We start from the raw sequence: 17382 nt of genomic DNA, 5'->3' as shown, positions 1-17382 counted from the left end.
AAATGGGTAGTGAGCCATTGAACTCTGATTTACGTATAGCATGCAATAAGCACTGTTTACCATGGGAAGATCACTCGTTAGCAGGATGTTTCTCGGCTTATGGATAAAACATATAATGTATAGTCAGCTGCTATAGCGAAAGGCATCACAGGATTATGTTTGTTATTCCATGCCACTTAATTATCATTATAAAATGGCGAAATGCCCATAAATGATGAGGGGCTATAGGGCAAAGAATGGCTTATCGAAAAAAATGAAATCAGTTTTAAAATGAGTCAGTACTTTAGGATTACTGCAGACAACATTTTTTTCCGTTACGGTCCCTTTTGCTCTCGCAGTAAAGGTATTTGATATCACAGCTTAATGCGGACATCATTTAAAAGATATCCGCAACTACTTTGAATCAAAAGATCAGCTTCTTCCATTCACTGCTTCGCTCATCGTTATATTTGTCTGTCATTGCCTGATTTGAGTGCCCCAGAAGTGTTTGTGTATCGATGCCCTGAGCTCTGTAAAGCCGCTCAGACAGAGAGCGCTGCTCATGGAAAGAGGGAGCCTGTCCTTCCTCCCATAACAATCCTGATGCTTCTCTTGCCAGACGAAAATTATCTCGCAAAGAGTGCGGTTTAACCTGTTCCCCTCTTTTAGAGGGACCTTTGTCGTCGCGATGATGAAGCAGGTAGGGGCTCAGAATTCTGTCACGACATTGCCCGATGATTTCGCGCAAGCTGATACCCAGCGCATTGCAGTGTAGTGAAAGGGGCAGTGCTATGCGTGCGCCTGTTTTCTGCTGAACGATGTGCAGATGATCATCCCACACATCGGAAAATCGCATTTTCGAAATATCACTGATGCGCTGCCCTGAAACTACAGCAAGCAACATGGCGCGTTGCATATACCGGGGTTTTTCGGCATGGGCATAAATCTTTTTCCACGTAGGCAAATCAAGTCTGGCTCTCATGACTTTTGCCCTGGGTGTACGGGTCGATAACGCTGGGTTAAAGCCCGGGCTGACTTCACCCGCGCGTTGCGCCTCCTTAAAGAAATCAATACAAATCGTCCTTACAAGAAGCGCCATACTGTTTTTATTTCTTTCAAGGTAAGGCTCCATCAAGGCGTTGATGTCTTTCACGGTGACTTGATCAAGAGGCTTCATACCGATTTCTGGCACCAGAATGTCGAGCACCAGTTTCTTCTGCTGAATCGTCTTCGTTTTTAACTCGCCTGACTTAACGCGTCGTGTCTGCAACTGAAGATATTTTTCTGACCAGCCTGAAGTCGTTATTGACGTGTTCAGGCTTTCCGCCAGTTTATTCCTCGCTTTGATGAGATGACGCATCTGATTCTCAGATAATCTGGAGTTAGCTTCAATTGCGACGGCTTTTGCTTCCGCTTCATCGGTGCCTAAACCATGAAATTTACCGGTGACAGGATGCTTATATCGCCAGTAAACGCGTTTTGTTCTGGCATCAGTAAAACAGGAAAGATTAGGGATGATGACATTATATTTACGTGGTCTGGCCATCCTCTAATATCCTTTTCAATCTCACGTTATCACTTTGCCTGATTTCAGGACTGGACTGTGCACCGATGAATCGCGCAGAGCGTTCAACGCGCCAGATATTCCCAACTTTTACCGGAGCCGGAAATATCATTCCATTCCTGGCATATTTGCTGAGTGTAGCGGAGCCCGGAATCGGATTGCCGAATTCCTCTTCCGCCCAGGTAGATAACTTAATCATGCGAGACATTATATTCTCCGGTTAAAAATTTAATCGGTTGCCACGAAGTGGAAGAGTCATTTCTTTAAAGTATCTATCAGGAAAAATATTCTGAAAAATGATGTCTGGTTTTAAGAGCTCATGAATGAAAATTCGCACGCAAAGCGCGATAATAATGATAGATGTTGATTGACTACCCGGATTTCAGTGCTTCTTTCTCGGCTTTAGTGGCGAGGCGGGAGTAACCCATACGACAGCAAATCAGCACCGGCTTCTTTTTCTTCCATTTTGCTACATCACGCTCCCGATATGTACGGGGTGGATTCCCATTAACCGAGGCGATAACGTGATCCTCATGTACCTCTTTCACGCTGACCCGCCAAACAGAGAGTGTGCTGATGGTTGTATTACCCATCTTATGCCGATACAGCTGCCAGGCCGTATCACCAGGTTTCAGGGAACTAATTTTCATTTGATCTCCTGTGCTTAATTGCGCGAAGTTCCTTCTCATGATCGCTGCGGCATTCGGGGGCACAATAATGGCCCTTGTCGACTGGCTCATCACACCAGAGGCATTTACCGGTGAACGTTGCCGTCACACGCGGCCGGTAAGCCAGCGCTAATTCAATCATCTGAAGCTCAAGTTCTGATGCTGCATCTATCGGATATGGATGTGTCATTTCGATTTCCTGGAGGCAATAAAAAACCGCCTCATTGGGCGGTTTTTGCGGTTTTACTGGCTTCATACTTTCTTCGTATTTCAATCATCCTGATGTAAAAGTCATACAACTCTTTGCGCATGTTGTTTTTCATGTCATCAGGTAGCGGCTCTTGCAATTTCATCCATTCATCAAGTTCAGGTTTGCACTGTACGTAGGCATCATCCACAACTTTCTTAGCGGGTATGGTTGAATTAATGAAGGGAATTGTATGGTCATTCAAACAACGCGTTTCTGGCGTTCCGAATGCTTTTTCGTCCGCTGCCGCAGACATCGAAAGAAATGCTCCCGTAAATAAAATCCATTTCACAGCTTATTTTCATCCTTCATATTTACCGGGTCCGATCCCCGTGGAAATTTCATCGACCCCTGTCGGTAAAACTTTAGCCTTCACTCATGAAAGCTAACCATTCTGCTCAGCAGTTTTCTGGGTCGATATCCCTGTAGCCACGACTCTCTGACGTACTCAAAGCCGCTTCAGCGTCCACGTAAATGGCAGTGGCGTTATCCCTGATATCTAATACCTCCAATTCAGTTAGAGGCGAGCCTTTCTCATCCGCTTTAGATAGCAGCAAGGCAATAAGCGAAGGCACAAAGACGATCGTCATTTATTCGCATCCTTCTGATAAACCGGGTCACTGCCACGCGGAAACTGTAGCGCGACATTCCTGTAATGCTGCAGGCGCTCTTTGAAGTACTCACGCAAATCTGCAGGTTGCTGCATTTCTGCTTCATGTGGAACGAAGGACATGTTCATGCGCTCTTTATATGCAACACCAGACGCGGCTAAATCAACGTTCACACAATCGCGTTCTTCTCTGCTGCGGGCTGCTAAGTTGTGAGAATTAACGCCATCCTCCAGCAGTGATTTTGTCCTTCAGGTTTAGAGGAGGGATTCACCATAGCGTGATAGAACCCCGATACTGTAGTTATTTTCGTCTTCGCCTAATAACGTTACCTTCGAGGCGTAGCTCTGGTGATGGTTCTACCGGAACCAGTTGCCACTTACCGTCAGGTGTAAACCCGTTTTCATCTAATTCTATTTTCATGTTTTCTCCAGCAACGATTATAACGCCTATTCTTTAAAACAGGAGGTGCATATGTGTGGAGGATTCACGCGCTTAAGTAGAATAGGTAAATATTTTTTAATCCTTAGAGCCCAGAGCGGAGAACAGAATGTATGCCACCGATTCCGCTGGGATTGCCATAATACCAGCTTACCCTTAAGATACTTTGCCTTGCATCAAATTAAAACTCACGTGTGCAAGATCTATTTTAAGGAGGCTATCCTTAAGATGAAATTGAAACTGGGTGACCAAAAGTATTTGGATGGGAATTTAAGAATCAGCGAAAGGGACTGCTGCTGATTACATTATAATCGACCCGTCCTATCTCGTGTTTGATGTGCTAAGCAACTTACGCGTTAATATTTGATGTTTGGAAGGCAGCACTTTCTTGTCTTCTGCTCACTCCATGACCAATGGAATTTGGCTAATAGTTACTGGCCGGCTACAGCTTTTAGTGTAATCTTTCTTTACTCTAGTTAAATTCACCCATGTACTTAGGGCATGTTGTCAGTTATTAACTAACCTTTCTTAGCTCGGATTTTCATAGATCCTTCCTGAAAGTGCACACACTACCCCGTTATTTTCAATCAGGGAGTGTGTGCATAGATGATTTAGCCTTTTTTACTTGTGTTAATTTTTGAGGGCTGAAGAAGAATTAAGAAACAAATGCCGAAGCATCCATGCTAAGTGTATAAATATCAGACTCGATATTTTGATCACCATGAGTTTTTATAACTCCACTTAATGTGTTAGTTTTATCTTTAGTCAAAAACCAGTCACCGTCGGCAAGAGGTGTCATACCCATAAATGGGGGCAAGTAAACATAAATATGATGTTTCGGGTCATTCGTACCTGTTAATAGGTACTGACCAGTATTTTGTTTTTGAGCCCTATTAGGTGTCCAGCGTATTCCCAAACGGTTTGGCGGCGTTGCACTAATGTTGAATGTGGCAAGTTTTGTATTACCAGGAACTTTTCCTGCATTCAAATATTTCTCAGCCACCAGTTGAAAATCAACTTTCACTGGGTTTTTAAACACCAAATCTACAGATCGGTTAACAGTTTCTCCTGTCATCTTAGGAGTGTCTGCCATTGTAGAGCCACATGCAACAGCGGCAATAACCAGAAGGAGTATGCGTATACTTTTCATGTAAGTCCTTACTCTTTTTTTTTGTGAGAGATATAATTTGGTATTATTCATAAATTATTGTTGGTCGGGTTTTGTGTTTTTCTTTAATATTCCTCCTTATGGTCAAGATGGTCCATAATGCACTTCGCACTCAGCTGCACAGTCAAGGAACTGGAAGCTATAAATTGTTCGCCACGACTAAGTAATTTAATTTCAGAAAATCTTGTCGAATTTCTTATGAAAATCCCTTTTCCACTAACAGTGTTCGGTTGCCAGTTTTCACCATGTAGTTTTACGCTAAGATTTATTTTCCCGTTTTCTGCATTCGAAAGTGTGTATTGTCCGGGAGTAGTTTCATTACTTGTTGTTTCATCCCACACGTTTAGGACACAACCTGAGTTTATGCCAGAAATACGTATTCGGGCCAATAGCGTACTATCTGGTATCTTTCCTGCATGTAGATCAGATTGAGCGATAATTGTCATGTTTAATTTTTCTGCTCGTAAGTGAGATGATAGTAAGCAAAATATGAGTGAAGAGATAAATAAAAATAAATTCCTACGGGATGACATAGTGTCTTTCCTGTTAATGACTTTTGACTGTGATAAAATACAGACCAGCAGCAGATTCGCTTTTTTCTAAGTGATAATTAAATATGAGCGTTTTACCTTTTAATTTTACAGTTAATCTACCGTTACGTGCTAATCCGGATAAAAAGACTTTTCCATTGTTGTCGACTATTCCCACTGTACCGTCCGCTGACAAAGCATTCACTACTGAACCAAAGGGTACTTTTGAACCATCATGTTGCAATAGCGTGACTATTGCCTTTGCACCTATATTAGTTTTAAAAGTTACAGGAATGACGGCACCTTCTGTTGGCACAACTGTCTTATCGGTTATGTTTATCTCAACGTCAGGTGGAAGCGTTGTCGGATCCAGAGAAATAGAATTCTCGTGATAAGGGTTCAAAAAAGGTTGGGCTGTATATCCCCGATAATCGGAAGCAATACCAGGAGAGCCTAATACTTTGACTCCTTTAGCCCCTCTGGCCTCAATCAGTGCGTTGGTTTCACCAAGCGACTGCGTGAACGTAAGACCATGGGGATGAGCGATCAAACCGCCGTCTATGGCAATGTAGCGCTGCCGGAAATTATGGTCATAGCTGTAACCTGAAGAGATATGTCCATAAGATCCACTCCATCCGATATTGATATCGCCATTGTTGCGGCTTTCTGCGTTGTCGGGGGTGTAACGCTGGTCTACGCTCCAGCTAATTCGCTGATCAAATGCCTCACCACTTAAGCCCACCGAATGACTGGCATGACCGGGCGATGATTGTGTTAACCGGTATGAAGCTCGAGTGTTAACTCCCATCCATTTTTTCAGCGGTACGCTCAGCCAGAAAGTGGTGATATTGTTTCTGCGATGGCGATGAGCGCTCTGATATGTTGACCAGTTAAACGAAAGGGTCATCCCGTTTAATGGAATAGCATACCCCGCGTTGAAACTTAACTCGTGGTTACCGCTGTTCCAGTAAGTATCACGGTAAGCGCCGGCGTTAAGATAACCCCATTTCCCTAAGCCCTGGCTGACAGATATTCCCGTACGGCTTTTCTTTTTATTTCTTTGTTGCCGGCGTATTACGACCTTATCCTTTCGCCAGCTGTCCAGCGTTTCTCCTAACGTAAGATAATTAGCCTGACTGAACTGAAAATTGACTAACGTAAGCGAGGTGTTTGTCACGACAATCTGCTTACTGTACCGCATGCGCCAGGACTGGCCACGATGAGTGCCCTCACTGGAAGGTTGTCCCCGGCTATATACCATGTCTGTTGATATAGCCCCCCAGTCCCCCATGCTTACGCCCACCCCCAATGACGAAGACTGATAGTGCCGGGCTGCCAGGATACCGCCATATAGCGTGAATCCACGCGGAAGACCATACATCGCGGTGGATTCCACGACGGGTGCCTGAATAACCCTTTTATCAGATGATCGATACTGTCCTGCCATCACGCTGTATCGCAGATAACCTTCCTTTATTGCCACTGCCGGAGTTTGAAAAGGCACAGTAAAGACCTGAGGGACACCATCGGCTTCCCATACGGTGACCTGAAAGTCGCCTCCCGAACCGGTGGGATTAAAATCCGTTAGCGCGAAAGGGCCTGGTGCGATGATCTGGTTATAGATGGTATAGCCGTTTTGCCTGACCTCTACGCGCGCCTGCGTCCTGGCCACACCGTGTATCACTGGGGCAAACATGTATTGACTCGAAGGAACCATCCTGTCGTCCGAAGCAAGCATCACGCCACGGAATGGGACGCTATCGAATATTTCCGAAGGGGTGTAGCGCTCTCCCAGGGTCAAACGACTGTTTATGTCGTTAATACTGCGTTCCAGATAGGTATTGATGACTTGCCAGCGGCCTGGTCGTCCCTTTGACTGATGCCAGCTGGTGACATTCCGTAGCCGCCATGGGCCAAGATTTGCCCCAGGACTTATTTGCAGCCACGAATATTGATCAGTGCGATATGATGCTCCGCGCATTACACTTTGACTGGTACCCGCATGGTAATTCAAGATTAGAGCGGGAATGCCGTCATCCCATAACGTTTTTGGCGCGATGCCTCTCAGTCTGGGTTTGAGATATACCTGAGGGATACTCAGAACCAGTGTCTGCTCGTTAAAACGGAAATCGGCCCGAGTGCCAGGTATCTGGGACAGGTCAAACTGCCCAGTGCGCACCTCCTCGTCTGAAACCTTAATTCGCTCCATGCGGATACCATAATCGGAAAGTACTTCACGTGTAATACAGGGAACAAGTTTCTGGTGACTATATTTGTTCGGCATCAATGTGAACACGACAGACCTGGAATCAACATGTGTGTCATTAATGAATATGTCTACCGGGTAAGCGCCGGGCAACTGACTGCCCTGATTGAACAGGGAAAGGTCAGCTTCAGTACCGCTCCCCGCTATCAGCGAAGGGTTGAAAGTATAAGCCTTCACTTGCGACTGAATTACGGCCAGCACAATGCCTGCCGCAAAGATGGGTCTTGATGCGAACATGATTCAGATCCTGAAGGGCATGAATGTAGCGAATTAACGGGGCTATTTCAGTACGGACGTAAATTCCTGACTCTCCCCGCCATAATCCGTAATCATTCGCCAGTGAACCGGGCCGCGTGCGCCTGCGGGGATGCTCAGTTCTCGTTTCCCCATGGGCGGCACATACTCAAGGTTGTTCACACTCACTTTGCCAAGCATAACGTTGCTGAGATTAATGAAGAACGGCGTGGGGTTTTTTATGGTAAGGGTCTTACCGGTTTTGACCCAGGTCAGACATGACGCGAAATCGTCTGGTGTTCCCCTCAGAGAGGAAGGGCGAACGATCAGTTTCAGACAACTTTTGATGCGTAACTGAGTGAGAAGGGTGGCACTGTTTCCGGCGACTCTCCTCTTATATGCTTCATCCGTCCAGTCGGAGTCCGGCTCAGGTGGGATCCCCTTAAGGCACAGCCAGAAAAGTGATTCCTTCAGGTCATCGGCGTGATTGCTTGTCGCGATAACTTTTATACGACTTTGTTGATGCCCATCCAGTCGGAAAAGTGGCGGTGTAACAATAAAGGGGGCTTTTGACTTACGGTCATTCCCAATCACTTCTGACTGAACCAGCATGGGATACGACTGGGGATTCATCACCGTCAGGGAGGCCCCATTTGAACCTGCAGGATAAATAAGACGTGTCGCGCCAGTTTTAATGGAAAATGCCTGGAGTTCATTTTTAATTGGTACGCCTTCACCCTTAGCAAGCGTCACGGTACCAACCATGGCTGCAATGAGAATCATGATGTTAACATTTGCTGTCATTTTTAATTTTTCCGTAGTCCAGCTTTTAATTTTCAATCGTTCATTGTTCGATGATATATAATTTCAACGCTCAGGCTCACTAGTTTAATGCGCGTGTAATTACTTCTCTTTATTGGGAATGTTTGCTGCAATCGCACAATTATTGCCTGATGTCACCACTTCCACGTTCACCGCTTCATACAGGGGCATAATATAATTAACTGGCTGCTCCATTAATTCCATGTAGCTGAACGCATCTGCATGGCTCAGGAACAGCTTGTCCTGCACTTCGCCCGGTAACTTTACGATCCATGCAACGGGTGGGGAAATCAGTGAAAGTTTAGCAATGAAATATACCAGTCGTTCCATGTGTTCTGAATTGGCAGTATTCAAATGACAATCTATGTAGTTAAGTAGTAAATTTTTCATGAATGCCTCTTGGTTTGATAATGGCGGTGTCTATGCGTTATTTTTTATTTAACAGCGCACCATTAATCAATATTTTTCGATTTAACTCATTTTGTTGAGTGAGAGGAATGTATCACTCAGACATAATTAGATGAAGTCAGAAAAGTGAACAAATTCAGAAGTTGAATTTTCCCTGGTATTAGCTAAGACAAATATAAGATTATTTTTGAGACCATCCATTACGTAAAACACTCTGGCAATACTGGCTTCGATGTTCTGACCATTCAGCGTTAACCTGTCTCATGGCCAGTTTCATTGCCTTTAACCAGAGCTTCCCTGCTTTTTCATAGTGTCCAAAGTTTTCCGCAATCGCTGCTGCTTCAGCAGTGTTATAATAACGGAGGTTACGTAAATTACCTTTCATGGGCTTACCTTGTCTCCTGGCCACACTTTTAAAAAATCATGATTTCTCACTTGTTCCGGCTTCATCCATTTCAGCTTTCCTCACCAGAAAGACATCGGTCGCTTTCTCAAGTAGTGCTGGTGTAGAAGCCAGCACTCTGGAGGCATAGGCGTAACATTTGGCCAACGCGCTGACGGTTTTGGCGTTCATCGCAGCCTCACAGAAATCCGCCAGCAGCTTATCGGGCGTCCGTTGCTGAACATCCTGATCGTTGACGAAAACTTTCGCTTTCCCGGCGGAACGCTGTGCTGATTTTTGCTCAGGCGCTGTCACTACGGAATGCTGCGTATCTGGGATAGGCGGTGGCGCTGTTGCTGGCGTATACGATGCGCTTTGGTCAACATCTGATGCTTCATCTTCAGCATCACTGTGTTCAATTAACGCCTCGGCTTGCTGCCTGGACTGATTGATCAGTGCGTTCAAGTCGGTCAAAGTGGATTTAGCGGGAGTAATATCTCGCTCAACGGTTGGAGCAGTGTCAATTTCATCGGGTGTATAAACGCCCAGGATGACATCGGGGCAATGCAGTCGCGCCCACCGTTTGACGGCGAGATAAGCCAGTTGTTGTTTGGGGTCACTTGCCCACAGTGTGGAGTTGCGCACCTGCGCCTGCGTTAAAAGGATTTCCAGCTCGCGTGGCTGTTCCTCATTCTTCATCGTTGCCCAGACACGAACGCCACAACCGGATTCATCGTCCAGTGTCCATCCGGGAGCCGTGTACTTATTTCCCTTTGATGACGTTTTTTCAGTGAATTTGCCGATGACCTTTTCCCACGGACCAAACCAGGCATACTGAATCCGATCGCGTGTAGGGGCCATTGTCGAGATGACGGCGTTAACCAGCTGAGCTTCATAACCCAGCACGCCGTTAACCATGAAGGTTTTCTGGGCCACAGCAAACGGGTTCATGCGCCACTGCACCGCCTGCATTGTGACGGCGAGGCAGTCTGAGGCTTTCCCGGCGAGGTGCGCAGGTACAGTCACCCGGCTGCCGGCCATAATCTCGGCGAAACGCACAAGCTTATCCAATGCATCCGGGCTGAAAATGGTGGCGGCCGTGCTGGTGTTATCTGACGTGGGGTCCACTGGTTTATTCTGCATCACTGATTCTCCTGTCTGCGTGCCCACAACGGGCGCTGGATTGTCTCAATGCCGCCCCAGTAATCATTGAGGCGGCAGTGGTGGAAGGTGTCGAGATTCTGGCGAAAGAGTTTCAAACCTGTCTGAAAGTCATCTTCATGCAGTTCGAATACCCGAACGGGGTAGCGGCCACAATCGATGGTTTCGCTCACGGCAATAAAGACAAACTGTGGATTTTCCCGGAAGCAATTATAGAAACCCTCGCAGTACATCGCGGCCTGTACGTGGTATCGGAACTCTTCTATATGCCGTGAAAAACGGGACATGTCGGCGACTTTCTTTACATCAATGATGACAGGGCGGTCGGCCAGAAATTTATCCGGGCGGATTCGGCATAGCTCATCGGTTTCACTGTCTCGCCAGTAGATTGAAGATTCGCAATACCCTTCGTCTTTCAAAAAGTAACTGGCTGCGGGGTGAGCCATTGCACTGTCTCGCATCAGCAAAAGCTTTCGTCCCTGCTCAGCATCCAGCACGGTCATGTTCATCCTGCTGGCATCGTCCAGGAATGTCTGCTCTTCCGCCTTGCCCTGATTTGTGCGGCGGTTGAAAGCGGGGGCCACGATATAGCGCTTATCAAATTCACCGGGTTCCAGCAGCATGCAATGCAGGGCGCTACCCATATCCAGTGCGGCTGTTTTTTCAGGATCGACAGGCGCATCCTTACGCCATTTGTAGATGGCAGGGTTCAGCGCCACATCATCAAGCTGCGACTTACTGACCCCCGGGCCTGCGTGGTAGTCCTCATTACTGATGTTGTGATACACGCCGGGTTTTACTGGCATGGCTCCTCCCATTTCAGTAATACCTGCAGGTCATAGTTTTCATTTGCCTGGAGGTAAGCAAGGTTAAGAATGAAGTCCCAATACTCTTCATTCGCTTTACCGCCGAAACAGCATTTGCTGGCGAGTGGATGAAGCAGGGAAGCCCTGAATTCATCAAGCGTGTCAGGAAAGAAGGTAAGAAGGCGTGCGGCTTCGTCGTCGATCCACTGCTCTTTTCGAATGGCATCCTGTTCTTCCGCATCGAGTTGTTCTTTTCTGCGCTCGAGCTCAATGAATGGCATCATGGCTTGCCCTCCTGAAGAATGATTTCGGTCAGTCTGTCAGTCAGAACCTGCAGTAGCGGTTTAGGAGGTCGACGGCTAAAGCTGGCACTGCTCAGAATGTTCTTTCGGCTGAACTCGACAGAATGGATGGAGTGAAAAGGACGTGCGCAGGCGGCATCGCCCCTGATGTTTTTGTTCATCATGGTGAAGTTCCTGTGAATAGGTCTGTTAAAAGGTATTGCTGTGGAAAAGGCTGAGTGAGGCTAAAAGAGGTCAGTTCTGGATTTCACTCAGCGCCTGATAACAAGTAGTTCGATCACGACCATTTTCTTACTGGTTTTCGTGCTATTGGCCGGTAACCGGGCTCCCCCGATCAATGCACCCTGCAAATCAGCACCTTCCAGCCTGGCTGTACGCATGTCCGCATCCCGTAGATTGGCAGCCATCAACTTTGCATGGCTGAAGTCTGTGTTTAATAAAGTGGTGCCTGACAGATCAGCGAACGGCATAAAAGCCCGGCAAAGCAGGGTGTTATTCAGACTCGCTCCCTGTAAATTTGCACCAATCATAAGGGCCTGGGTCAGATCAGCGTTATCGAGAGGTGCACCTCTCAGGTCCATAAAACTCATATCGGCACGCTTTCCTTTCTGACCCTCTGAGCGGACCCAGATTTTGTGAGCACGCAGTATGATTTCAAGTTGTGAAAGGTTCATGGTGTTACTCCATTGATTAACGGGTAAAAGGTGATGGCCTGACCTGTTTCTCCTGAGTTGGAGGAGAACGAGCGAATGAGAATTTTTTTAACGGCGTTGCGTTCAGTTGTGTGTGTAGCGGAACTGACCAGCGCGCCTGAACGGAGTATGTCCATGTAATGAAAACTCAGCTGGTTCGTCGGGTGGTTCAGGGTAAGTAAGACATAGATGCAAAACATTCATTTACACTCCTCCCGCCTTGCTGCCGCGCGGGCTTCATAAATGGAGGGCGTTTTGCCCGAAATGATTGTTTTCAGACAAAACACACCAGACGTCGATACGTTTGCTTCTGGAGCCGCGCTCAGGGCTGCATTTGCTACCCGCGCGTGTTTAAGCAAGCAGAAGATGCAGGACTTAATGATGAGCATGGATTGTTCGCCATTTGTGATGTATGTGATTTTCACAGGATCAACTCCGTGTAAATATTCAGAAAGAAGCAGGTATAATTAAAGCCAGTCTGGCCTCTCACCTTTACCGGTATAAAAGTCAAGAATATCCAGGAGCCTTGGATAAAATTGAATTGCGCGTTCGCCATCCATCGCCTCAATATCTTCCTGTCTGAAGCGTCGCCAGTCTTCGAATTTGTGAGTCTGACAGCCGGCGCTTAATGTGACGCCATGCGTTATTTGAATACTGTATTCCTCACCCAGAATAAGCCATGTATTGGCAGGTAAGCGGGTTCCAAATAAATGGGCTCCTTTCAGCTTTGTTCCCGTTACATCAGCGAGGCGAAGATTAGCGTCATAGAAATTCGTATAAAATAAATTGGAATGACGCAGTGACGCATAATCAAACTTTACGTGAGTAAAATCAGCTCTCTCCAGATTACATCCATCTAATGCAGCATGGCGTAGTTTTGCACGACTGAAGTTACAGGCGCTGAGGTTACAATTAGTTAAGATGCATTTCTCAAGGTTGATGTTATAAAAATTGTGTTTAGACAAATCCCGGTAATTAAGTACTAATCTTTTCCCCTCTTCACCTGCTGACCGAAGCCAGGCGTAATGTTCCTTCAGTAGTTCCGATAATTCGTCTTCAGTCATTTCATTTCCATAAGACTTTAAGGAACAATTTAACATTGACAGGTCATGCATATTTGTTATTCCCGTTCAGAGTTCTTTGTCATAATCGGCGTGACTGAGTAAAAGCCATTTTCTCCCTCCGTTTTTGGAGAGAAGACGCCAGGAAGGTGTCACGCAGATGGAAAGATAGCCATGTCGTATTGTGCGTCGTGGCTTTATTTGTCCCTGACGCCATTGCCTGAGAAGACAGCGTGCCCGGATGTTAACGCGTTCTGGTACCTTATGTTTATTCACGGCTGGCCACCCATTCATCTGCGCATGACGCCGCAAGCTTTTGGGTAAATACCCAGTCTAAGCCATCACAGAAATGGACAAATCTCCGCGAACGGTTTAAAGAACAGGCTGTGAATATGTGCCAACCCCATCTGAATCTGTAAATCATGTGATCTCCTAGTTTCAGGTAAAAATAGTCCCGTTTAGGACGGGACAGCAGTGCATAATCCATTTTTAACCAGCATGATAATACTGAATGGTGTTTGTGATACTTTCATAACATGAGATGCCAGGCGAAATACATCGCACGTTATTTATAACGAGTAGCAAAGCTCATTAACCTGAATAAACGCAATGCTCTTATTCAGGATTATGCGACTTTTCACACGCACAACACTTAGGGCGTAAGTCCGGGTGTAATTTATAGACGGGCTCCAGAATTTCACTGATTATATTATCAATTGAAATCTGTACTTTCTCCATATACTCTTCTGATTCCTCGTTGGTCACTTTACCTTCTGCTTCATACTCGTAAATATAACCCGCTGAGCTACTCATCTCACGCACAACCATTAAAACGGTTTGTTTAATGCTGACTGCTGCTTCACGATGTTTCATAGATACTCCTGATTAAGTGCTACATAGCGTTGATTAATTGAATAACCTGGCGAGTGTAAGGCGCTGATTTATTGAGCCCCCGCTTAAGGATTCAACGTAGAGGGTATATAAGTCACACCTGTCTTCTCATGATGGCATTTAGGATTATTTCATATTGAGAAAATGCACAGTCCGGGTAATATGTTCGACCTCTACAGAGAGAGGTCACTATGAAAAATGTCGTACTGAGCATGCTTGCTAAAATTTCGAAAATTGACGCGGCGACGAAGCAGCTGACTGCCCGCGTCGAAGCACAGTCACTTCTGATCAGCGCGTTGATTTTGGCCGTCAGCAAGCAGGGTGGTGTCACTGAGATGATTGAGAGCGCGAATAAAGCGATTAATACAGTTATTGAGTCGGCAGAGTCCGATGATATGCTCAAGTCAGATGCTGCAATTTTGCTGAGTGAATTGCAGGATTTGCTCACTATTTCCCGGGCCGTAGACGGGGCTGATACTGAAATCAACCATGAAGGTCTGGCAGAGATTTCAGGAATGTCCTCTGGAAATGACAATTCAATTCAGGACAAGAGCTGACAATTTTTGAGTGATGTATCGAAAGCCATTCGCTAATAAAAAACCCGGCATTAAGCCGGGTGGTATAAACTGCACCTTTAAACGGAACCAGCAATGTTCCTTGCTTAAGCATAATGCCTAAGATTAAATCCGATACTAAGGAACATTTGTCGTTACGATAAGGTTATTTTTCAGTAAGCGAGTTACATGCATAACCACCTGAACCATAATGTTTATTCCAGCAGTGTGCTTTGGTTTTGATGAGTCTGGTTGGCTTTTGTAATTATAAAAATCTTTCTTAGCGCTTAGCTCAAGCCTGCTATCGAAAATTAATGTGTGATGTCGGTCTAATTTTTTCCGGGCATTATGCGACTATCACTTTATTTGCTCAGAGATTTTAAAAAAAATCCCGCACAAGGCGGGAAAGGGTCAAAGGAATGCAGGTATGCGGTCTGATAACTCACGCCCGGCAAACTGGGCTAAGTCGCAGCCGCGAATTGACTAGACGAGGAGTCAGAAATACTTCCTGACGAAGAATTTATAATCTAATCGTTATTCGTTTTACTGAAAAAATTCATCCATTCGTTTATTTCATCTCACCTCTGTAATGATTTTTTTGATTAGCAATAATCAAGGCTTGCCAGTTTTCATCACGTAAATTGAAAGGCAGGGTGATTTTTGCTTGAGAGGTTTGCTTTGCCCGAAACAGCTGCGTCGAACATCACGAATCCTGGCCAGATCAAAATCACTGGCATTCCGGTGATAAGTCTTGATGTGGGTTAATGGAGTTCGAGGGTCGAAGCGTCTGTTGCAAAGCGGGCATACAACGGTAGTGCGTTTCATGCTTCCTTCTCCAACAAATGACATGGCACTGGTTAGCGCCATCTCGTTTGTTGCGAGTAGGTTGGGTCTTGCCACTTCGGGATATCGCACTCCTGTGCTCCTCCCGCCCGACTTTATTGTGCCGTCCAAACTAACTCGTAGAGCATTAGTTCGAGGGTTTCCGTTCCACTAATTCAAAGATCACACGATGTGGCATCAGGTGTCAACACGTATTGTGTGATATTTTTTGAAGGTCTCGTTTTGTTATTGAATTTAATGTGATCTTTTATGCTCATAAACCCGCAGTTTGGGCTTTATGAGCATGAGGGGAAGAGCTTCGAAGGAGGTGAGTTTAAGATGGAAGATAAGATTATTGGCAAGGCTTAAAAAAATTCATCATCCCATTGTGCTTTTACAACCTTACCGAGAATGCGACAATTTTCATCAATTTCGATGCTTTGATATCTCGCTGTAGTATTCATAGGCTCGAGCCACTGCTTACCATCCTCTGTAACAAACTTTTTGAAAGTAACTTCCGTTTTGTCATACACGATACTTACGCAGTAGTGGCCGGACTCGATAGGTGCTTCAGGATCAACTAAAACAAGTATGCCCTCTGGAAAACTGGGTTTAACTCCATAGGGGGAAGTCATTGAATGCCCTGGAACCTGAAACCAAAAGGATTTTTTACTTGCCCGTGTTGTGGAGGAGTAAAACTTAGTATTACTGTCAAAAGCGATTGGATATCCGCGCTCCTGACTTATTAGTTGGTCTTTAGTGAGTAGTGGATATTCGTGTTGCTTGTAAACTGTACTTGAATCATCGCCGAACAGAATAAATGCTGGAGTCACCCCTAAAGCCAAAGCCAGTAGTGCCGCGTCATCAGCATTCACTTTTCGTGAACCAATCTCGTAATTGCCTAATCTTGATGCTGTAACCCAGCCGCACTGTTTCGCTAACTGAGCCTGGCTCAGCCTTTTTGACTCTCTGAGCGCCCTTATTCTTTCCCCAATATCGTTAGACATTTCATATCTCAATTTACGGAATTACACATGCCGTGAGTATAGCAGCCTCACACCGTGGTTGAAATTAGATCACAAATTGTGATAGTTAATATGTGATTACACTGGAGGCTTTATGAACAATTTAGCTTTGATTCGAAAAAAAATAGGCATCTCTCAGGCAGTGCTGGCGAAGTCAATTGGCTGGGGGCCATCTCGTATTGCCAATTACGAAAGCAACATCCGAACCCCAAGCCTGGCCAGCTGCCGTCTGATCCTCAAGGGGCTGGAAACGCTCGGTCATACACTTACTATAGATGAGGTATTCCCTCCATAAAAAATGATTTTAAACAAAGCCTTACTCGAAGATTAATTGTCACTAATCATCAGCAGCGTCTCCGAAGTTCTTTGCCCGGAAACGCTGTTTCGACCATTTTTAGGAAATTATCCAATGGAAAGAGCAAATGCACGCAAATCAGATGGACTGAGTGTGAATGGCCGTCATCTTCTCTCTTTAGCCCATAAAGCGTTATTGCATACACGGCAAACTGAAGTTGCTAAACGACTTAACGTAGCCGATTCAACAGTGCTGAGACGAACAGAGAAATACCCTGAAATCATGGAAACGCTGGCAGCAAGTGGGGTGGAGGATTTCGTGTTGAGGGGAGAGATGAAAGTGCCACTGGAACAGTATCGATGGCTTCTCACCGTGGCCATACAGTTTGCCGAGTACGAACTGGAGCGCACAAAAGAGAAAACCCCGGACTGCGCGAACAGTACCGGGGTTTAGTGC

26 protein-coding genes are annotated in these 17382 nt (G+C 45.7%); 3 read left to right on the top strand and 23 right to left on the bottom strand.

Annotation, left to right across the window (positions count from 1 at the left end; translation table 11 throughout):
* Positions 1–403: 403 nt before the first annotated feature.
* The 22 genes from AC6I8A_RS22425 to AC6I8A_RS22320 all read right to left on the bottom strand — a co-directional run bounded on the left by AC6I8A_RS22425 (position 404) and on the right by AC6I8A_RS22320 (position 14212).
* A complete protein-coding gene (locus tag AC6I8A_RS22425) occupies positions 404–1525 on the bottom strand; it encodes a phage integrase Arm DNA-binding domain-containing protein (RefSeq protein WP_101761673.1) in 1122 nt (373 codons plus the stop codon).
* Entirely contained in the window at positions 1509–1751 is a 243-nt protein-coding gene (locus AC6I8A_RS22420; protein ID WP_497819237.1) for an excisionase, read from the bottom strand. Before AC6I8A_RS22420 ends, AC6I8A_RS22425 begins: the two co-directional genes overlap by 17 nt.
* Before the next feature lie 163 nt (positions 1752–1914).
* Entirely contained in the window at positions 1915–2193 is a 279-nt protein-coding gene (locus AC6I8A_RS22415) for a hypothetical protein (RefSeq protein WP_497819236.1), read from the bottom strand.
* Positions 2183–2401, bottom strand: coding sequence for a hypothetical protein (locus AC6I8A_RS22410; RefSeq protein ID WP_497819235.1), 219 nt, complete (start codon positions 2399–2401; stop codon positions 2183–2185). The genes AC6I8A_RS22415 and AC6I8A_RS22410 overlap by 11 nt, the downstream gene beginning before the upstream one ends.
* Before the next feature lie 31 nt (positions 2402–2432).
* A complete protein-coding gene (locus AC6I8A_RS22405; RefSeq protein ID WP_497819234.1) occupies positions 2433–2750 on the bottom strand; it encodes a hypothetical protein in 318 nt (105 codons plus the stop codon).
* 106 nt (positions 2751–2856) lie between these two features.
* The gene (locus tag AC6I8A_RS22400; protein WP_497819233.1) at positions 2857–3048 is read right to left on the bottom strand and encodes a hypothetical protein; all 192 of its coding nucleotides are present in this window, start codon (positions 3046–3048) and stop codon (positions 2857–2859) included.
* The gene (locus AC6I8A_RS22395; protein ID WP_497819347.1) at positions 3045–3302 is read right to left on the bottom strand and encodes a DNA polymerase III subunit theta; all 258 of its coding nucleotides are present in this window, start codon (positions 3300–3302) and stop codon (positions 3045–3047) included. Before AC6I8A_RS22395 ends, AC6I8A_RS22400 begins: the two co-directional genes overlap by 4 nt.
* Before the next feature lie 860 nt (positions 3303–4162).
* Entirely contained in the window at positions 4163–4657 is a 495-nt protein-coding gene (locus AC6I8A_RS22390) for a hypothetical protein (RefSeq protein ID WP_497819232.1), read from the bottom strand.
* A gap of 83 nt (positions 4658–4740) precedes the next feature.
* Positions 4741–5121 (bottom strand): AfaD family invasin, encoded by a 381-nt coding sequence (gene afaD, locus AC6I8A_RS22385; protein ID WP_497819231.1) that lies wholly within the window; start codon positions 5119–5121, stop codon positions 4741–4743.
* A gap of 100 nt (positions 5122–5221) precedes the next feature.
* On the bottom strand, positions 5222–7708 hold the full coding sequence (locus tag AC6I8A_RS22380; protein ID WP_497819230.1) for a fimbria/pilus outer membrane usher protein: 2487 nt from the start codon (positions 7706–7708) through the stop codon (positions 5222–5224).
* 42 nt (positions 7709–7750) lie between these two features.
* Positions 7751–8545, bottom strand: a complete 795-nt coding sequence (locus tag AC6I8A_RS22375) for a fimbria/pilus periplasmic chaperone (RefSeq protein WP_497819229.1) — start codon at positions 8543–8545, stop codon at positions 7751–7753.
* A 63-nt stretch (positions 8546–8608) separates the two neighbouring features.
* Positions 8609–8917 (bottom strand): hypothetical protein, encoded by a 309-nt coding sequence (locus AC6I8A_RS22370; protein WP_497819228.1) that lies wholly within the window; start codon positions 8915–8917, stop codon positions 8609–8611.
* A 199-nt stretch (positions 8918–9116) separates the two neighbouring features.
* Positions 9117–9320, bottom strand: coding sequence for an ANR family transcriptional regulator (locus AC6I8A_RS22365; RefSeq protein ID WP_323271645.1), 204 nt, complete (start codon positions 9318–9320; stop codon positions 9117–9119).
* A 36-nt stretch (positions 9321–9356) separates the two neighbouring features.
* Positions 9357–10460, bottom strand: coding sequence for a RecT family recombinase (locus AC6I8A_RS22360; RefSeq protein ID WP_497819227.1), 1104 nt, complete (start codon positions 10458–10460; stop codon positions 9357–9359).
* Positions 10460–11284: a PD-(D/E)XK nuclease-like domain-containing protein gene (locus AC6I8A_RS22355; RefSeq protein ID WP_277976435.1), complete on the bottom strand. Its 825-nt coding sequence runs from the start codon at positions 11282–11284 to the stop codon at positions 10460–10462. The genes AC6I8A_RS22360 and AC6I8A_RS22355 overlap by 1 nt, the downstream gene beginning before the upstream one ends.
* The gene (gene gamL, locus AC6I8A_RS22350) at positions 11275–11568 is read right to left on the bottom strand and encodes a host nuclease inhibitor GamL (protein WP_277976434.1); all 294 of its coding nucleotides are present in this window, start codon (positions 11566–11568) and stop codon (positions 11275–11277) included. The genes AC6I8A_RS22355 and gamL overlap by 10 nt, the downstream gene beginning before the upstream one ends.
* Positions 11565–11750, bottom strand: coding sequence for a hypothetical protein (locus AC6I8A_RS22345; protein WP_277976433.1), 186 nt, complete (start codon positions 11748–11750; stop codon positions 11565–11567). Before AC6I8A_RS22345 ends, gamL begins: the two co-directional genes overlap by 4 nt.
* Before the next feature lie 87 nt (positions 11751–11837).
* On the bottom strand, positions 11838–12260 hold the full coding sequence (locus AC6I8A_RS22340; RefSeq protein ID WP_497819226.1) for a pentapeptide repeat-containing protein: 423 nt from the start codon (positions 12258–12260) through the stop codon (positions 11838–11840).
* Positions 12261–12478: 218 nt separating this feature from the next.
* On the bottom strand, positions 12479–12703 hold the full coding sequence (locus AC6I8A_RS22335; RefSeq protein ID WP_323271640.1) for a hypothetical protein: 225 nt from the start codon (positions 12701–12703) through the stop codon (positions 12479–12481).
* 42 nt (positions 12704–12745) lie between these two features.
* Entirely contained in the window at positions 12746–13342 is a 597-nt protein-coding gene (locus AC6I8A_RS22330) for a pentapeptide repeat-containing protein (protein WP_497819225.1), read from the bottom strand.
* Positions 13343–13408: 66 nt separating this feature from the next.
* Positions 13409–13633 carry a ParE family toxin-like protein gene (locus tag AC6I8A_RS22325; protein WP_431356958.1) on the bottom strand — a complete coding sequence of 75 codons (225 nt, stop codon included), beginning with the start codon at positions 13631–13633 and terminating at the stop codon, positions 13409–13411.
* Between the two features lie 321 nt (positions 13634–13954).
* Positions 13955–14212 carry a hypothetical protein gene (locus tag AC6I8A_RS22320; protein ID WP_497819224.1) on the bottom strand — a complete coding sequence of 86 codons (258 nt, stop codon included), beginning with the start codon at positions 14210–14212 and terminating at the stop codon, positions 13955–13957.
* A gap of 209 nt (positions 14213–14421) precedes the next feature.
* Here AC6I8A_RS22320 and iraP point away from each other — a divergent pair, with 209 nt between their 5' ends.
* Positions 14422–14787 (top strand): anti-adapter protein IraP, encoded by a 366-nt coding sequence (gene iraP, locus AC6I8A_RS22315; protein ID WP_497819223.1) that lies wholly within the window; start codon positions 14422–14424, stop codon positions 14785–14787.
* Positions 14788–15971: 1184 nt separating this feature from the next.
* Here iraP and AC6I8A_RS22310 read toward each other — a convergent pair.
* Positions 15972–16613 carry a helix-turn-helix domain-containing protein gene (locus AC6I8A_RS22310; RefSeq protein WP_101761650.1) on the bottom strand — a complete coding sequence of 214 codons (642 nt, stop codon included), beginning with the start codon at positions 16611–16613 and terminating at the stop codon, positions 15972–15974.
* Positions 16614–16725: 112 nt separating this feature from the next.
* Here AC6I8A_RS22310 and AC6I8A_RS22305 point away from each other — a divergent pair, with 112 nt between their 5' ends.
* Both AC6I8A_RS22305 and AC6I8A_RS22300 read left to right on the top strand, forming a co-directional pair.
* Positions 16726–16926, top strand: a complete 201-nt coding sequence (locus AC6I8A_RS22305) for a helix-turn-helix transcriptional regulator (RefSeq protein ID WP_091003926.1) — start codon at positions 16726–16728, stop codon at positions 16924–16926.
* A gap of 114 nt (positions 16927–17040) precedes the next feature.
* Entirely contained in the window at positions 17041–17379 is a 339-nt protein-coding gene (locus tag AC6I8A_RS22300; protein ID WP_497819222.1) for a hypothetical protein, read from the top strand.
* Positions 17380–17382: the final 3 nt, after the last annotated feature.

It is taken from the genome of Pantoea sp. X-Soil-ISGK-275 (assembly GCF_059730795.1).
Note: the sequence above shows the minus strand (reverse complement) of the source record. Positions and strands in the feature narration are given on the sequence as shown.

Excerpts from the sequence above, each read along its gene's own strand:
- AC6I8A_RS22425 (WP_101761673.1), bottom strand. The coding sequence starts at position 1,525 with ATGGCCAGACCACGTAAATATAATGTCATCATCCCTAATCTTTCCTGT.
- AC6I8A_RS22420 (WP_497819237.1), bottom strand. The coding sequence starts at position 1,751 with ATGTCTCGCATGATTAAGTTATCTACCTGGGCGGAAGAGGAATTCGGC.
- AC6I8A_RS22415 (WP_497819236.1), bottom strand. The coding sequence starts at position 2,193 with ATGAAAATTAGTTCCCTGAAACCTGGTGATACGGCCTGGCAGCTGTAT.
- AC6I8A_RS22410 (WP_497819235.1), bottom strand. The coding sequence starts at position 2,401 with ATGACACATCCATATCCGATAGATGCAGCATCAGAACTTGAGCTTCAG.
- AC6I8A_RS22400 (WP_497819233.1), bottom strand. The coding sequence starts at position 3,048 with ATGACGATCGTCTTTGTGCCTTCGCTTATTGCCTTGCTGCTATCTAAA.
- AC6I8A_RS22390 (WP_497819232.1), bottom strand. The coding sequence starts at position 4,657 with ATGAAAAGTATACGCATACTCCTTCTGGTTATTGCCGCTGTTGCATGT.
- afaD (WP_497819231.1), bottom strand. The coding sequence starts at position 5,121 with ATGACAATTATCGCTCAATCTGATCTACATGCAGGAAAGATACCAGAT.
- AC6I8A_RS22380 (WP_497819230.1), bottom strand. The coding sequence starts at position 7,708 with ATGTTCGCATCAAGACCCATCTTTGCGGCAGGCATTGTGCTGGCCGTA.
- AC6I8A_RS22370 (WP_497819228.1), bottom strand. The coding sequence starts at position 8,917 with ATGAAAAATTTACTACTTAACTACATAGATTGTCATTTGAATACTGCC.
- AC6I8A_RS22365 (WP_323271645.1), bottom strand. The coding sequence starts at position 9,320 with ATGAAAGGTAATTTACGTAACCTCCGTTATTATAACACTGCTGAAGCA.
- AC6I8A_RS22360 (WP_497819227.1), bottom strand. The coding sequence starts at position 10,460 with ATGCAGAATAAACCAGTGGACCCCACGTCAGATAACACCAGCACGGCC.
- AC6I8A_RS22355 (WP_277976435.1), bottom strand. The coding sequence starts at position 11,284 with ATGCCAGTAAAACCCGGCGTGTATCACAACATCAGTAATGAGGACTAC.
- gamL (WP_277976434.1), bottom strand. The coding sequence starts at position 11,568 with ATGATGCCATTCATTGAGCTCGAGCGCAGAAAAGAACAACTCGATGCG.
- AC6I8A_RS22345 (WP_277976433.1), bottom strand. The coding sequence starts at position 11,750 with ATGATGAACAAAAACATCAGGGGCGATGCCGCCTGCGCACGTCCTTTT.
- AC6I8A_RS22340 (WP_497819226.1), bottom strand. The coding sequence starts at position 12,260 with ATGAACCTTTCACAACTTGAAATCATACTGCGTGCTCACAAAATCTGG.
- AC6I8A_RS22330 (WP_497819225.1), bottom strand. The coding sequence starts at position 13,342 with ATGACTGAAGACGAATTATCGGAACTACTGAAGGAACATTACGCCTGG.
- AC6I8A_RS22325 (WP_431356958.1), bottom strand. The coding sequence starts at position 13,633 with ATGAATGGGTGGCCAGCCGTGAATAAACATAAGGTACCAGAACGCGTT.
- AC6I8A_RS22320 (WP_497819224.1), bottom strand. The coding sequence starts at position 14,212 with ATGAAACATCGTGAAGCAGCAGTCAGCATTAAACAAACCGTTTTAATG.
- iraP (WP_497819223.1), top strand. The coding sequence starts at position 14,422 with ATGAAAAATGTCGTACTGAGCATGCTTGCTAAAATTTCGAAAATTGAC.
- AC6I8A_RS22310 (WP_101761650.1), bottom strand. The coding sequence starts at position 16,613 with ATGTCTAACGATATTGGGGAAAGAATAAGGGCGCTCAGAGAGTCAAAA.
- AC6I8A_RS22305 (WP_091003926.1), top strand. The coding sequence starts at position 16,726 with ATGAACAATTTAGCTTTGATTCGAAAAAAAATAGGCATCTCTCAGGCA.
- AC6I8A_RS22300 (WP_497819222.1), top strand. The coding sequence starts at position 17,041 with ATGGAAAGAGCAAATGCACGCAAATCAGATGGACTGAGTGTGAATGGC.